Consider the following 15,030-nt stretch of genomic DNA (forward strand, 5'->3'; position numbering starts at 1 on the left):
TAATCGATCCCGTAAGGCGTGCTGATGAATCTCCGGGCCGACCTGCTCGACGTACGGCGCCTGCGGCTGCTGCACGAGCTGAGCCGGCGCGGCACCCTCGCCGAGGTCGCCGAAGCGCTGCACCAGAGCCCGTCGTCGGTGTCGCAGGCGCTGACGCAGCTGGAGCGCGAGGTCGGCGTACCGCTGCTGGAGAAGGCGGGCCGCCGCGTTCGGCTGACCCCCGCCGCCGAGATCCTCGTCGACCACACCGCCGTGATCCTGCAGCGCCTCGAGCTCGCCGCCTCCGAGGTCGCGACCCAGGACCACCGGGCGTCCGGCACCGTGCGCGTCGCCGTCTTCCAGTCCGCGGCGTCGGCCTTCATGCCGCAGATGCTGACCGAGCTCGCCGCCCGGCACCCCCGGCTGCGCGTGACCATGTCGCAGCGCGAGCCCGAGCAGGCGCTCTACGAGACCTGGATGCGCGAGTTCGACCTCGTCGTCGCCGAGGAGTACCCCGGCCACGCCGCCCGCCTCTACCCCGACCTCGACCGCGAGCCCCTCACGACCGACCTGCTCCGGCTCGCCGTACCCCCGTCGGGGGATCCGTGGTCGTCGGTCCGCTCGGTCGCCGACGCCGCCGACCTCCCCTGGACCATGGAGCCCGCCGGCACCGCGTCGCGGCACTGGGCCGAGCAGCTGTGCCGCCAGGCCGGCTTCGAGCCCGACGTCCGCTTCGAGACCGACGACCTCGAGGCCCAGATCGCCCTGATCGAGAGCGGCAACGCCGTCGCGATCCTCCCCGACCTGATGCGGGTACGACGCCGGCCCGACGTCCGCGTCGTCGACGTCGACCCCCGGCGGAGGTCGGTGTTCACCGCGACCCGCTCGGCCATCGCCGGCACGCCGGCGATCCGGGCCTGCCGCGAGGCGCTGGCGTCCGTCGTACCGGAGCACCTGAGCGTGGAGTGAGTCCCACCGGGAGGAGTCGAACCTCCGTCTCGACGTTCGTAGCGTCGCGTCGTGTCCGTTGGACCACGGCGGGTTGTGTGGATGGGTCGGGTTGTGGCGTGCCCGCCCCCGGAGTCGAACCGGGATGTCCCGAAGGACACGGCGTCCTGAGCGCCGCGCGTCTACCTGTTCCGCCAGGCGGGCCTGTGCTCACCGAGGGAGTCGAACCCTCACGTCCCGAAGGACCCCGCGCCCTCAACGCGGTCCGTCTACCTGTTCCGGCAGGTGAGCCCTGCTGTGTCGTGGAAGGCGGAGGAGTCGAACCTCATGGCCGTGACCACGAACCGGGTAGCAACCGGTCGCCGGGCCACCCCGACGTCACCTTCCTGGGCGGAGGAGGCGAGGATCGAACTCGCACGCCCCATGGGGCCTTCCGTCCTCGAAACGGCTGCCGCCGCCGGCCGTCGGCTGGCTCCTCCTGGGTGCGCCGGCAGGACCCGAACCTGCGATGCCTGAAGGCCACGGGGCGACAGCCCGCTGCACTGGCCGCCGTGCGACCGACGCATGTGTCCGCTGTTGAGTTGTGTTTCCGCCCCGACATGCAGAAGGGCCGCCCCGGCGAGGCTGTGCCTCGGCTGGAGCGGCCCTTGCTGGCGGGACCCGTGGGCGGGACCTACGTCAGGAGCGGCTCCGTGGAGTCCAGCTGCGAGCTGCGAAGGAGGGCAGCGCGCAGCGCACGGTCCGCGAGGTCGCGGACCGTGGTGCTGGAGCTCCGACAGGTCGTCATGCGGGCAACCGTAGACGCAACGATCAGGCGTCCGCCAACGATTTCCTCTCCCGACGGCGGGAGGTCAGCGTCGCGGCGCGGGAGGCGCGACCTTGCGCGAGGCCGACACACCCGCACGCCGGCGCTACAACCCGAAGGCGCCGCGCATGTCGCGCGCGCCGACCCCGTTGGCCAGCGGGTCGACGCCGACCAGCTCGGCCATGAACCGGTGGAGGGAGTAGTGGTCGAGCCGACGGTCGACCACCTTGTGCCGCAGCCACGGCGTGAGAACGGCCGTGAGCACGGTGTTGCCCGCGTGTCGGTCGTCCTCGTCGGCCGTGACGACGACCACCAGGCGCCCCGTCCGGAAGTCCGTGCTGGCCAGCACCGGCGCGAGCGAGGCGGCGAGCCACTCGTCCGCGGCTGCCAGCGACCCGTCGTGCGCGTCGTGGACCAGGTTGGGGACGAGCAGGCCCACGTCGGGCAACCGGTTGGACCGCGCGTCGTCCGCGAAGTGCTGCGTGCTGACGTCGAACCGCGCGCAGTTGCGGCGGTCTGCGGGGAAGTAGGTCCACGGGTTGTGCCGCACGGCGTAGTCGCCGTGGTTCTCCAGCGCGCACGGCGACGGCATCGACTCGGCGTACGTCCGCGCCGTACGTCCGGCGCGGATCGCGCGCGCGAACACGTTGTCGGCCGGGCCGACCTTCGGCGCGTTGCGTGACGGCGAGCGGTCGTCGGTGACCGAGAACATCGACCCGCCCACGATCGCGAGGTAGTTCGGCTCGCTGGGGTGCACCAGGGCGCTCCACCGGGTCGCCATCCCGTAGCGGTGGGCCAGGCGGGCCAGGTGCGGCATCTGCGCCAGCATCTGGTCCCGGGAGTGGTTCTCCTCGATCACCACGAGGACCTTGCTGGGCCTGGTGAGCGGCGCCGCGGTCGGAGCCGGCGTGGCCGATGTCGCCGACGGCCCCGGCCTGGCGCCGTCACTCGCCCTCCCGCTCGGAGACGTGGTGAGGGTGGGGACTCCTGCACTGGCGGGCGGCGACGTCGCGTGCGACCGGCTGGTGGTCCCGGCGCCTCCGCACCCGGCCAGCAGACACGCGACGACCAGAGCGCCGAGTGGCGCGCTTCTCTTCACGAGCCAGACCCTAGACCCGCCCCAACGCAGAAGGCCCTCCGCGCAGCGTGCTGCTGTCAGAGGGCCTTGCCGGAGCCGCCTGTCGGAATCGAACCGACGACCTAGTCATTACGAGTGACTCGCTCTACCGACTGAGCTAAGGCGGCGTGCCGCCCGAGGGCGACCGCGGAAGCATACCGGCGGGAGCGAGACGACCGCGAATCGGCCCGGTCCGGAGGGTCAGGCGGCGGGGACGATCCGCTCCTCGAGGTGGGTGCCGGTGGCGCCGCACCAGCAGGTGAAGGTGATCAGGAAGCCGTCGAGGTGGTTCTCGAGGGCCGTGACCTGGTCGTTGAAGATGAGCTCGCGGCGGCCGCAGGACGGGCAGTCGTGGGTGAACATGGAGGCCTCCTCGGGCATCGCGTCGTGGTGTACCTCCATTCTCCGAAACGTCGGATCAAAGGGGTAGGCTCTCTTTCCTGACGCTTCTCAAGGGAATCCCTATGGCTTCGTTCTCGCTCCACCAGCTCACGTGCTTCCTGTCGACCTACGAGCACCGCTCGCTCACCGGCGCCGCCGAGGAGCTGGGGTACGCGCAGCCGAGCGTGTCGGAGCAGGTGCGGAACCTGGAGAAGCACCTCGGCGTGCCGCTCTTCCGGCGGGTGGGGCGGGGCGTCGTACCGACGACGGCCGCGGACACCTTCCGACCGCACGCCGAGAAGGTGCTGGCGGCGGCGGACGAGGCGCAGCGGGCGGTGGCGAGCATCCGGTCGCTGGAGACCGGGACGATCCGGTTCGGGATGTTCGGCGTCGCCCGTCTGTACGGCGGCGCAGGGCTCGTCGCCGACGTGCTGGAGCGCTATCCCGGCGTCCGCGTCGAGCTCATCGGGCAGCACTCCATGGACGTGCAGGAGAACCTGCGGCGGGGGCGGCTGGAGGCCGCCATGATCGCCGTCGCCGGCCTGTCGAGCGAGGGGATGACGATCACGCCGATCGCCCGCGACGAGCTGGTCTACGTCTCGGCCGATCCGAGCCGGCTGACCGCGCCGGTGACGGCGAAGCAGCTCGCGGAGGCGTCGATCGTGATGCCCGAGACGACGTGGCGGGAGTCCGACTCCGCGCGCATCGTGCTGCGCCGGATGCTCCACGAGGCGGGCTACAACCCCAGCACGCGGATCGAGGTCGAGGACGTCGAGACGGCCGTCGAGCTGGTCGGGCGCGGTCTCGCGGACTCGGTGGTCAACAAGGGCGCGGCGCTGCAGCTGCTGCCGCGGCTGGCGCCCAACGCCGGCTGGGTGTCGCTGCGGCCGCGGGTCTACGACACGATGGCGATCGTGCACCGCGCGGGTGCCACGCTCTCGCCCGCCGCGCAGCTGCTGATCGAGCTCGCCACCCAGCGGATCCAGGCGATCATCGAGCCGGTGGGTCCGGCCGCCCCTCCGCGAGACGCTTGAGGTTGAGCAGCTGGCGGCGGGCCATCACCAGGTCGCCGACCGCGATCAGCGGCGCCTGCCACCGCGGTACGGCGGCCACGATCTTCAGCACCAGCCGGGTTCGGCCGGCGTCGGCCGGCACCAGCAGGTAGGTCATCGTGGCGCCCATGATCCGCGCCGTCAGGTGCTCCCCCGGCACGACGGCGAGGACCCGGCCGAGCGGGCGTCCGGCGGAGGCGGTGAACGGGTCGCCGGGCACCGGGTCCGGCAGGGCGCGGAGCTCGCGCGGGGAGCGGCGGCCGAGGTTGTCGATCCAGTCGTAGGAGTACGGCGCCAACCGGACCTGGACGATCCACGGCCACACCCGCTCCGGTGCGGCCGCCACGGTCACCGCCCGCCAGGCCGACAGCGTCGGGTCCGGGACGAGCTCGTCGCAGGGGTAGCGGCGGACGACCTCGTCGTCCGTCACGCCCCAGCGATCGCCCCACACGTCAGCAGCTCAACCCGTCCTTGGGCACCACGCCGTCGATGAGGTAGGCGTGCACGGCGTCGTCGATGCAGCTGTTGCCCTTGTTGTAGGCGGTGTGCCCGTCGCCGTCGCGGCTGACGAGCACGCCGGACTCCAGCTGCTTCGCCATCGCCACCGCCTCCTGGTACGGCGTCGCGGGGTCGCGCGTCGTACCGAGCACCACGATCGGCGCGGCCCCCGCACCGTCGATCACCAGGTCCGGCTCGTCGGTCGAGGTGAACGGGTCGCCGTGGCAGGCGGTCAACCCCCAGGCGAAGACCTTCCCGAAGGTGGGCGAGGCCTTCTCGAAGTCGGCGAACTGGCCGGGGACCTCGTCGGCGGAGATCGACCACGGGTCGTCGAGGCAGTTGATCACGCTGATCGCCTCGAGTGAGTTGTCGGTGTACTTGCCGTCCTCGCGCGAGCCGTAGAGGTCGGCGAGCAGCAGCAGCGTGGAGCCATCGCCGTCGAGCGCCTGGGTGAGGCCCTGGTCGAGCGCGGGCCAGTTGTCGCGGGAGTAGAGCGGCGTGATCAGGCCGTAGAACGCGAGCCCGACGGTGAGGTCACGACCCTCGGAGTCGGTGGTCGGGAGCGGCTTCTCGTCGATCGAGTCGATCAGGTCCTTGATCTTCGCGATGCCGTCGTCGACGGTGCTGCCGAGGAAGCAGGAGCCGCCGTCGACGCAGTCCTTGACGTAGGAGCGCAGCGCGGTCTCGAAGCCGGCGGCCTGGCTCAGCGCGCCGTCGCGCGAGGTCAGCGACGGGTCGATGGCGCCGTCGAGGACGAGCCGGCCGACCTTGTCGGGGTAGAGCTCGGCGTACGTCGCGCCGAGGCGCGTGCCGTAGGAGAAGCCGAGGTAGTCGAGCTTGTCCTGGCCGAGCGCGGCGCGCAGGACGTCCATGTCGCGGGCGGCCTCGACGGTGCTCACGTGGGCACCCATGGCCGGGGACTTCGCCTCGCAGCCGGACCAGAACTCCTCGGCGTTCTCGACGCCCTGCTCGACCTCGTCGGGGGTGTCCGGGTCGGGGTCGGCGGCGATGTAGGCGTCGAGCTCGTCGTCGGTCAGGCAGTCGACGGGCGAGGAGTCGCCGGTGCCGCGCGGGTCGAAGCCGACGATGTCGAAGGCGGCGCGCAGGTCGGAGGCGAAGTAGCTGTCGGCCTGCTCGGCGAGGTAGGTGCCGCCGGCGCCGGGACCCCCCGGGTTCACGACGAGGGAGCCGACCCGCTTGCCCGTCGCCCCCGCACGCTCGACGGCGAGCTTGATCGTGCCGAGGGACAGGTCCTGGTAGCTGACGGGTACGTCGAGCGACGCGCACTCGTCGTCGCCGCACGCCGACCACGTGAGCTCCTGCCCGTAGTAGTCGTCGAGCGTGCTCCTGCCGGGCTCGACGTCCTGGCTCGCGTCCGCGCCCTTGTCGGGCGCGTCGTCGGGCTCGTCGTCGCCGTCGGTCAGCAGCACCACTCCGATGCCGAGGCCGCCTGCGATCACCAGTGCCCAGATCACGCTCACGGCGATGATCAGCTTCTTGCTCACTCCGGTCCCTCTCCGTCGTGCGTCACGCGCTCAGCGTTGCGGCGCCTTCAGCGCCACCATCATGGACTCCAGCGCCAAGGCGACCGGCACGTTGAACTCGAGCATCTGCTCGCGCGCCGCGAAGATCCAGCCGATCCGGCGCAGGTTGAGCTCCGGCGTCGTGGACCGCGCGATCTCCTCGACCTGGTCGCGGATCTCCTCGTTGACCAGTGCCCCGGGCGCTCCCGTGGCGATCGCGATCGCGTCGCGGTAGACCGACACGAGGTCGGTCAGGCCGCGGTCGACCATGTCGAGGTGACGGCGCTTGGCGCGGGTCCGCTGGGCCTTCTCGAGCGCGGCCAGGGCCGGCCCGTACTCCCGCGGACGACGGCCGCGCTCGACGACGCCGTAGGCCGTGTCGAGGTCGGTCTTCTCCTTGGCGTCGAGCTGTGCCGTGATCTCGTCGGCCTCCTCCTTCGAGGTCACCGAGAGGCGCGCGGCTGCGTCCATGCAGCGCCCGAGGTTGGTCAGCCTCGCCGGGATCGCGACGACCTCCTGCCTCCGGGTGCGCACCGCCTCGTCGAAGGCGAGCGCGCGGGCCCGGCCGATGTGGCCCTGGCTCGCCCGGGCGGCGTACGACGCCAGGCGCTCCTCGATGCCGCGAGCGACCAGGAAGCCGGCCACCTCCTGCGTGGTCGGCGTCGCGAGGGTGACCAGGCGGCAGCGGGACCTGATGGTCGGCAGCACGTCCTCGACCGTCGGCGCGCAGAGCATCCACACGGTGCGGCCGTTGGGCTCCTCGATCGCCTTGAGCAGCGCGTTGCAGGCCTGGTCGGTCAACCGGTCGGCGTCCTCGACGACGAGGATCTGCCAGCGGTCCCCCATCGGGCTCAGCGAGGCACGGCGGACCAGGTCGCGCACCTCGTCGACGCCGATCGAGAGCTTCTCCGTGCGGATCAGGCTCACGTCGGCGTGCGAGCCAGCGAGCACCGTGTGGCAGGCGTGGCAGCGGTCCGGGCAGTCGGGCCCGACGCCGCCCTGGGGGCACTGCAACGCCGCCGCGAACGCCACCGCGGCGTTGGAGCGGCCCGACCCGGGCGGGCCCGTGAACAGCCAGGCATGGGTCATGCCGTGGCCGGCGACGGCCTTCTGCATCAGGTCGATGGTCGGCCGCTGGCCGACGAGGGTGTCCCAGATCCCGGTCATCGACGGACCGCCCGGTCGAGCAGCGGCTCGACCCGCGCGGCGATGGCCGCGGCGATCTCCTCGATCGACGCACGGGCGTCGACGACGAGGTAGTGGTCGGGGTCCTGCGCGGCGAGGTCGAGGAAGGCCAGCTGCACCCGCTGGTGGAACGCCAGCGACTCCCCCTCGATCCGGTCGCGCCCCTCGAACCGGGCCAGCCCGGCCGACGGCTCGACGTCGAGGACGACGGTCAGGTGCGGTCGCAGGTCGCCGGTCGCCCACCGCGCGACCTGCTCGAGCTCGGCGACCTCCAGCGCGCGGCCCGCGCCCTGGTAGGCGAGGGTCGAGTCGACGTAGCGGTCGGTGACGACGACCTCGCCGCGCGCGAGCGCGGGCCGGACCAGGGTCTCGACGTGCTCGGACTTGTCGGCGAGGTAGAGCAGGAACTCCGTCTTGTGGGCCAACTCGCCCGTCTCGGGGCTCAGGACGATGCGCCGCATCTCCTTGCCGACGGGAGTGTCGCCCGGCTCGAAGGTGAGCACCACGCCGTAGCCCTCGGCCTCCAGGCGGTCGCGCAGCAGGCGCGACTGCGTCGACTTCCCGCCGCCCTCGCCGCCCTCGAAGCAGACGAAGACACCGGTGTCGGCGTACTGGCCCGGGGTCGTGGTCACGGGACCGAACCTACGAGACGGGACCGACGGTTGTCGCGGGCGGGTCGGGTTGCGGGACGAGCAGGCAGGAACGCCCGCGTCGTCGCGGCGGCCACCACGCTCCACGCGACCAGCAGCAGCGCCAGCAGTCCGGCCGTGGCGACGGAGAAGAGGACCAGTCCGCTCGCGTGGGCCAGGGCCGTCGTACCGGTGACGAGGGTGCCGACCGGGAAGGTGAACGACCACCAGGTGGGCGCGAACGGCAGGCCCGCGCGCAGCTGCCGCACGGTCAGCGCACCGGCCAGCGCCAGCCACAGCAGCGCGAAACCCCAGACCGGCAGGGCGAAGGCCAGGAACAGCGTCCGGAGGAGCTCCGGGTCCTGACCGGGCAGGGTGAGCGGGGCGGCGCCGGTGAGGTGGTACGCCGCCGTGACCGACTGCCCGAGCGGGCCGAGCACGATCCACAGCGTCGGCACGGTCGCCGGTACGCCGGGCCCGTGGCGCAGCACCCGCTGCCAGATGGCCGGCAGGATCACCAGCGTGGCGAGGAAGGCGATCCCGAAGCACGCGCACAGCAGCGCGAGCATGGTGGCGCGGAACTCACCGGCGGGCAGGTGCGCGAGCAGGGCGGTGCCGGTCGCCGCGCTCACCATCGGCGGGACGACGGGCATCAGCCAGCCACCGAAGGCGCTCTCGTCGCCGACCTCGTGCACCGTGATCGCGCAGTACGGCACCACCACCGCGGTTGCCAGGCCCAGCACGGTGCCCGCCGCCCACAGGCCGCCCTCGAGCGGCAGGGCCACCGGGCCGAGCCACCGGCCGCCGACCGCACCGGTCGCCGCGCCCACCGTCATCAGGCCCATCGCGGTGGCGCCGTAGAAGTGGGCGAGGACGGGGTCGCCGAGGTGGGCGAACGGCCGCCCGGCCCGCGACCCGACCACCGTGACCGCCACCAGCAGGGCCAGGGCGAGCAGCCAGAACCCGGTGGCGGCGTACGACGCCCCGGGCAGGTCGAACGGGAGGTCGCTCAGGACGACGGCGAGGATGCCGGTGCCCATGACGGCGGCGTACCAGTTGGGTCCGTGGGGAATCACGTCTCCACGGTGCCGGGTCGGCCGCGCGCGCGGAACGAACACCGGACTGGGCCCTCACAAGGTAACCTTGTGAGGGTTTCGAGGCTCGTCGCTGGCGCTCCTCGCACCTCAACCACCGGGCCGCCTCGGCGCTGGCGCTCCTCGCACCTCAACCGCCGGACCGGCTAGGACTTCTTGGCAGCCTTCTTGGCAGCGGTCTTCTTCGCCGGCGCCTTCTTGGCCGTAGTCTTCTTGGCCGCCGCCTTCTTGGCGGGAGCCTTCTTCGCGCCCTTCTTGGCCGTCTTCTTCGCCGGGCCCTTCGCGCGTCGCTCGGCGAGCAGCTCGGCCGCCCGCTCGATCGTGATCGACTCGACCGAGTCGTCCTTGCGCAGGGTGGCGTTGTACTCGCCGTCGGTGACGTACTCGCCGAAGCGTCCTGCCTTCACGACCACGGGCTGCCCGGAGACCGGGTCGTTGCCGAGCTCCTTGAGCGGCGGCGCCGCGGCCGCGCGACCGCGCTGCTTGGGCTGGCTGTAGATCTTCAGTGCCTCGTCGAGGGTGATGCCGAAGATCTGGTCCTCGCTGGTGAGCGAGCGGGAGTCGGTGCCCTTCTTCAGGTACGGCCCGTAGCGGCCGTTCTGGGCGGTGATCTCCTCGCCGTCCTCACCGGCGCCGACGATGCGGGGCAGCGAGATCAGCTTGACCGCGTCGTCCAGGGTGATCGTGTCGAGGGACATCGACTTGAAGAGCGAACCGGTGCGCGGCTTCGCGCTCTTGGGCGCGTCCTCGGGCAGCACCTCGGTGACGTAGGGACCGAAGCGGCCGTTCTTCGCCACGACCTGCAGGCCCGACTCGGGGTGGACGCCGAGGTCGATCTCCTCGCCGGCCGGGTTGGCCAGCAGCTCCTTCGCCTTGTCGACGGTCAGCTCGTCGGGCGGCAGGTCGTCGGGCACGTTGGCGCGCACGCGCGTGCCGGAGCCGTCGTCGGGGCCCTCCAGGTAGGGGCCGTACTTGCCCACACGCAGGTCGATGCCCGATTCGGCACCGTCCGGACCGGTCACCGGGAAGGTGGCCAGCTCCTTGGCGTCGATGTCGCCCAGCTCGGTGACCAGGCGCTGCAGGCCGGCCAGCCGGTCCGAGCCGTAGTAGAACTCGGTCAGCTCGGCGACCCGGCTCTTGTCGCCGCGGGCGATGTCGTCGAGGACGGTCTCCATGCCGGCGGTGAAGTCGTAGTCGATGAGCCGCGTGAAGTGCTCGGTCAGCAGCCGCACCACGGAGAAGGCGATCCAGGCGGGCACCAGCGCAGTGCCCTTCTTGTAGACGTAGCCGCGGTTGAGGATGGTCCCGATGATCGAGGCGTACGTCGACGGACGACCGATCTCGCGGTCCTCGAGCTCCTTGATCAGCGTGGCCTCGGTGTAGCGGGCCGGCGGCTTGGTCTCGTGACCGTTGGCCGTCAGCGACGCGGCCTGGACCGGGTCGCCCTGCTGCAGGTTCGGCAGCCGGGTCTCCTGGTCGTCCTTGGCGGCCGCCGAGTCGTCGGTGCCCTCGACGTAGGCCTTGAGGAACCCGTGGAAGGTGATCACGCGGCCGGACGCGGAGAAGACGACGTCCTCTCCCGTGGCGGCCGAGCCGCCGAGGCGGATCGTGACCGACTGGCCGACGGCGTCCTTCATCTGCGAGGCGACCGTGCGCTGCCAGATCAGCTCGTAGAGGCGGAACTGGTCGCCGGTCAGGCCGGTCTGCGCCGGCGTGCGGAACGAGTCGCCCGCGGGCCGGATCGCCTCGTGCGCCTCCTGGGCGTTCTTGACCTTGCTGGCGTAGGTGCGGGGCGCGTCGGGGAGGTACTCGGCGCCGTACAGCTCCTGGACCTGGGCCCGCGCCGCGCCGATCGCGCTGCCCGACAGCGTGGTGCTGTCGGTACGCATGTAGGTGATGAAGCCGTTCTCGTAGAGACGCTGCGCGACGCTCATCGTCACCGACGCGCTCATGCCGAGCTTGCGGCTCGCCTCCTGCTGCAGCGTGGTGGTGCGGAAGGGGGCGTACGGCGAGCGGCGGTAGGGCTTCGCCTCGACCGACCGGACGTCGTACGACGTGTCGGAGAGCGCCGAGACGAGGGCCTCGGCCCGGCGCTGGTCCAGGTGGACGACGTCGGACTTCGCCTTGAGCTGGCCGTCCTGGCCGAAGTTGCTGCCGCTCGCGACACGGGTGCCGTCGATCGTGTGCAGCTTGGCCGGGAACATCCGCTGGTCGTGCCCGGATCCGGCGTCGAAGGTGCCCTCGAGGTCCCAGTAGGAGGCGGCCCGGAAGGCCATCCGCTCCTTCTCGCGGTCGACCACGAGCCGGGTCGCGACGGACTGCACACGGCCGGCGGACAGGCCCGACATCACCTTGCGCCACAGCACCGGCGAGACCTCGTAGCCGTAGAGGCGGTCGAGGAGACGGCGGGTCTCCTGCGCCTCGACGAGGTCCATGTCGAGCTCGCGCGGGTTGGCGGCGGCCTCCTGGATCGCGGCCTTGGTGATCTCGTGGAAGACCATCCGGTGGACCGGGATGCCCTTCGGCTTCAGCTCGTCGAGCAGGTGCCAGGCGATGGCCTCCCCCTCGCGGTCCTCATCGGTGGCGAGGTAGAGCTCGTCGGCGTCCTTCAGGAGCTGCTTGAGCTTGGAGATGTGGCTCTTCTTGTCGCGCGGGACGACGTAGTAGGGCTCGAAGCCGTTCTCCACGTCGATCGCGAGCCGGCCCCACGGCTTGTCCTTGATCTTCGCCGGGGTGTCCGCGGCGTTGTTCGGGAGGTCGCGGATGTGGCCGATGGACGACTCGACGACATAGCCGCTGCCGAGGTACCCGCCGATGGTGCGGGCCTTGGCCGGCGACTCGACGATCACCAACTTGTGTGCCACAGGGACCTTCTCTACTGGACGTGCTGCTGGGTGAACCGGTCTTACGGCCGATCACGGTAGCGCGTGCTGTCCAGCGTCGTCGCGAGCGGCGTCCAGAGTGGTCGGTCCGCAAGGCGGAGGAGGGAGGCGGGACGGAGTCCCGACGACCGACGACAACGCCGCGGACGGCCGCTCTGGGCGTCGCGCAGCAGGCGCTGGGCGGCACGCGCTGCCGAGAGGTAGCGCGTGCTGTCCAGTACCGCTGTGGGTGGCGTCCACGGCAGCGCGCGACAGTCCCGGGCCAAAAGCACCGCGACACGTCGTCGGACGGTGCTTTTTGGTCCGGGACTGTCGCAGTGTCAGCGGACGTCGAGGGACTCGATCGCCGCCTCGAGCTGGTCGCCGCGGGCGCCGTCCCCGATGGGTACGACGCCCAGGAACAACCCGTAGGTGTCGGCGCTCCCGGTGTCCACGACGATCACCGTGACGTCGTCGCCGCCCATGGTCACGGCGGGGTCGGAGACCCGCAGCTCGGCGGTGATCCGGTAGCCCGGGTGCCCGTCGACCGTGACGTCCTCGCTCGTGAGGTCCTTGCGGCCCGAGAAGCCCTTGTAGAAGTTCGGGTCCGCCGCGATGCACTGCATGAGCACGTCGGCGGCGTGCTCGGGGCTGGTGAACCCGTTGGCGATCGGGACCCCGCCGAGGGCGTACTCGGAGATCCACTTCCTGGCGATCACCTCGGTGTACTGCACCTGGACGCCGTCGGCGAAGACGTGCACCGCGGCGGACTCGGGCGACACGGCGTAGTCGGAGAGGACCGGCATCGTGAGTCCGCCGCCGGTGATCTCCCGGGCGCTCGCGTCGGGCGGGGCCAGCGGCGCCGGGCTGCCGCCGCCGCACTGGATCGCGGTCGGCCGCATCGCGCTGGTGCCGCCGTCGCCCGGCTCCCCGGCCTCGGAGGGATCGGAGGGCTCGTCGCTGGAGTCGGTGGCGTCGCTCGACGCGGAGGAGTCGGTGGCGTCCGAGGCGGAGTCGTCGTCACCGGTGAGGGCGCGGATCCCGAAGAAGCCGCCCGCGCCGATCAGCGCGAGCACCAGGACCGCGGCGACCGCGATGCCGACGACCTTGCCGCGTCCACCACCTCCGGGGGCACCCGCGCCGGCCGGCGGCATCGGGGACCACTGCTGCTGGGGAGCGTAGGGCGGGGGCGGCGGCGGGCCGGTCGGCGGCGCGACCGTCGGTACGGGGGCCGGAGCGGGAGCCGGAGCAGGCGGCGGCGAGGTGGGCTGGGCAGGCGCCGCGCTCGTGGTCATCTGGCTCCACGAGTGGCCGTCCCAGTAGCGGTAGGTGTCCGGCGCCCCCGCGGGGTCGGGGTACCAGCCTGCGTTCGTCACGGGGACAGTGTGCCCGACCCGGGCACTGGTCTAGTCGGCCGTCGGCGCGACCGTCAGGAATCCCTCGGCGACGAGCTCGGCCAGCTCGGGCAGGTAGACCTCGCGCAGGCTCGCGGGGTCCCGCTCGAGCAGCTGACCGACGGCGTCGACGAGCGGTCCGAGCGGCAGGTCGCCGTCGCTCGCACCGACCACGGCGGCGGTCACCGTGTCGACCTGGCGGGCGCGCCGGAAGCCGCGCTGCTGGCGGATCACGATGGTCGACGGGTCCTCGGCGCCGACCGGCCCGGTGGTCTCCTGCAGCACGTCCTCGCGCAGCACGAGGTGGCTGTCCGGGCCGACGGTGCGGGCCGCCTCGCCGGCCTCCGCCCAGGCCGCGATCGCCGGCGCGATGGGCTGCTCGACGTCGTACGGCCACTCGAGGAGGTCGCGCGCGAGGCCGCCCGGGGTGGCGTCCGCGCGGCGACGGAGGTTGATCCAGCCGAAGCCGATGCCCCCGATCCGCTGCTCCTCGAGCCACGACAGCCAGGTGTCGTAGCGGTGCGCGTAGCCCGCGGGATCGCCACCGGTCGACGGGTGGTGGCCGGCGTCCTTGAGCCACAGCTCGACGTACGACGCCGGGTCGAGCACCTCGCGCTGCACGACGAGCGCGTCGCAGTCGTCGGGGAGCCAGCCGGCGAGGCGCTCGTCCCACGGCTGGTCGCGGTCGATGACCCAGTTCGCGAGCACCTGGCACCAGCCGCCGTCGTTGAGGTGGTCGGGCGCGGTGCGGACGATGTGCTCGACCACCTGGTCGCCGGGCAGGCCCGAGTCGCGGTAGACGAGCCGCTCACCGGTCGCCGGCGAGATCACGAACGGCGGGTTGGTCGCGATCAGGTCGAAGCGCTCCCCGGCGACCGGCGCGAAGAAGGAGCCGTCGCGCACGTCGACCAAGCCGCCGACGTCATTGAGCGCGGCGTTGAAGCGGGCCAGCGCGAGCGCGCGCTGGTTGACGTCGGTCGCGACGACCCGGTCGCTGTGGGTCGCCAGGTGCAACGCCTGCACCCCGCAGCCGGTGCCGAGGTCGAGCGCCGTACCGACGTCGTGGCGCAGGGTCAGCTGCGCGAGGCTCGACGATGCCGGGCTGATGCCGAGCACGTAGTCGCCGGTGACGCTCGTCGGCAGGCCGTTGAGCCCCGGCGTCAGGTCGCTGACGACCCACAGGTCGCCGTCCTCGGTGGCGTAGGGCCGTACGTCGAGCCGCGCCGCCACCTCGCCGATGCTCTGGACGAGCGCGCCGGCGTTGACGAGGCGGTCGACCAGGCCGGGCAGGGCCCGCTCGGCCTCGGCGGCCGGGACCGCGGTCTGGAGCAGGAACAGGCGGGCCAGCGTCGCCAGCGGGCTGCCGTCGGTCGTGCGACGAACGCCCGGCGTCGTCTCGTTGCGGGACAGCGCCTGGTGCGCCTCCGGGCCGAGCAGCTCGCTGACGGCGTCGTAGGTGAAGTCGGCGGCGAGGAGGGCTTCGCGGAGCGGGGCGGCGAGGGCGACGGGCAGCACGGGGTCAACGGTAGGCAACGCGGTGGGAGTTTCACCGGCCGGCCGGTGA

12 protein-coding genes and 6 tRNA genes are annotated in these 15,030 nt (G+C 72.1%); 2 read left to right on the plus strand and 16 right to left on the minus strand.

Features of this window, described 5'->3' with window-relative positions:
• Positions 1-24: 24 nt before the first annotated feature.
• Entirely contained in the window at positions 25-948 is a 924-nt protein-coding gene (locus ASE20_RS07700; RefSeq protein ID WP_225868982.1) for a LysR family transcriptional regulator, read from the plus strand.
• Between the two features lies 1 nt (position 949).
• On the opposite strand, the gene ASE20_RS07705 is transcribed toward ASE20_RS07700, so the two are convergent.
• The 8 genes from ASE20_RS07705 to ASE20_RS07735 form a co-directional block, all read right to left on the minus strand.
• Positions 950-1,021 (minus strand) — tRNA-Arg (locus ASE20_RS07705).
• A gap of 26 nt (positions 1,022-1,047) precedes the next feature.
• Positions 1,048-1,131 (minus strand) — tRNA-Leu (locus tag ASE20_RS07710).
• A gap of 3 nt (positions 1,132-1,134) precedes the next feature.
• Positions 1,135-1,218 (minus strand) — tRNA-Leu (locus ASE20_RS07715).
• A 100-nt stretch (positions 1,219-1,318) separates the two neighbouring features.
• Positions 1,319-1,406, minus strand: a tRNA-Ser gene (locus ASE20_RS24665).
• A tRNA-Asp gene (locus ASE20_RS07720) sits at positions 1,407-1,492 on the minus strand.
• A gap of 346 nt (positions 1,493-1,838) precedes the next feature.
• Complete coding sequence (locus ASE20_RS07725; protein WP_225868983.1) at positions 1,839-2,591, minus strand: alkaline phosphatase family protein; 753 nt, start codon at positions 2,589-2,591, stop codon at positions 1,839-1,841.
• Positions 2,592-2,904: 313 nt separating this feature from the next.
• Positions 2,905-2,977 (minus strand) — tRNA-Thr (locus ASE20_RS07730).
• A 73-nt stretch (positions 2,978-3,050) separates the two neighbouring features.
• The gene (locus ASE20_RS07735) at positions 3,051-3,251 is read right to left on the minus strand and encodes a hypothetical protein (RefSeq protein ID WP_056893996.1); all 201 of its coding nucleotides are present in this window, start codon (positions 3,249-3,251) and stop codon (positions 3,051-3,053) included.
• Between the two features lie 62 nt (positions 3,252-3,313).
• On the opposite strand from ASE20_RS07735, the gene ASE20_RS07740 reads away from it, so the two are divergent.
• The gene (locus ASE20_RS07740) at positions 3,314-4,264 is read left to right on the plus strand and encodes a LysR family transcriptional regulator (RefSeq protein ID WP_056893997.1); all 951 of its coding nucleotides are present in this window, start codon (positions 3,314-3,316) and stop codon (positions 4,262-4,264) included.
• On the opposite strand, the gene ASE20_RS07745 is transcribed toward ASE20_RS07740, so the two are convergent.
• The 8 genes from ASE20_RS07745 to ASE20_RS07780 form a co-directional block, all read right to left on the minus strand.
• Positions 4,221-4,712 carry a hypothetical protein gene (locus ASE20_RS07745; RefSeq protein ID WP_200952743.1) on the minus strand — a complete coding sequence of 164 codons (492 nt, stop codon included), beginning with the start codon at positions 4,710-4,712 and terminating at the stop codon, positions 4,221-4,223. The genes ASE20_RS07740 and ASE20_RS07745 overlap by 44 nt on opposite strands.
• A gap of 22 nt (positions 4,713-4,734) precedes the next feature.
• A complete protein-coding gene (locus ASE20_RS07750; RefSeq protein ID WP_056893999.1) occupies positions 4,735-6,285 on the minus strand; it encodes an alpha/beta hydrolase in 1,551 nt (516 codons plus the stop codon).
• A 30-nt stretch (positions 6,286-6,315) separates the two neighbouring features.
• On the minus strand, positions 6,316-7,470 hold the full coding sequence (locus ASE20_RS07755; protein WP_056894000.1) for a DNA polymerase III subunit delta': 1,155 nt from the start codon (positions 7,468-7,470) through the stop codon (positions 6,316-6,318).
• Positions 7,467-8,120 carry a dTMP kinase gene (gene tmk, locus ASE20_RS07760; RefSeq protein ID WP_056894001.1) on the minus strand — a complete coding sequence of 218 codons (654 nt, stop codon included), beginning with the start codon at positions 8,118-8,120 and terminating at the stop codon, positions 7,467-7,469. The genes ASE20_RS07755 and tmk overlap by 4 nt, the downstream gene beginning before the upstream one ends.
• Positions 8,117-9,193 (minus strand): TDT family transporter, encoded by a 1,077-nt coding sequence (locus ASE20_RS07765; RefSeq protein WP_157538359.1) that lies wholly within the window; start codon positions 9,191-9,193, stop codon positions 8,117-8,119. Before ASE20_RS07765 ends, tmk begins: the two co-directional genes overlap by 4 nt.
• A gap of 164 nt (positions 9,194-9,357) precedes the next feature.
• Complete coding sequence (gene topA / locus ASE20_RS07770) at positions 9,358-12,075, minus strand: type I DNA topoisomerase (RefSeq protein WP_056894002.1); 2,718 nt, start codon at positions 12,073-12,075, stop codon at positions 9,358-9,360.
• Positions 12,076-12,413: 338 nt separating this feature from the next.
• A complete protein-coding gene (locus ASE20_RS07775) occupies positions 12,414-13,448 on the minus strand; it encodes a DUF2510 domain-containing protein (RefSeq protein ID WP_082612247.1) in 1,035 nt (344 codons plus the stop codon).
• Between the two features lie 30 nt (positions 13,449-13,478).
• A complete protein-coding gene (locus tag ASE20_RS07780) occupies positions 13,479-14,981 on the minus strand; it encodes a methyltransferase (RefSeq protein ID WP_056894004.1) in 1,503 nt (500 codons plus the stop codon).
• Positions 14,982-15,030: the final 49 nt, after the last annotated feature.

The organism is Nocardioides sp. Root240, from assembly GCF_001428825.1.
Classification (GTDB): Bacteria; Actinomycetota; Actinomycetes; order Propionibacteriales; family Nocardioidaceae; genus Nocardioides.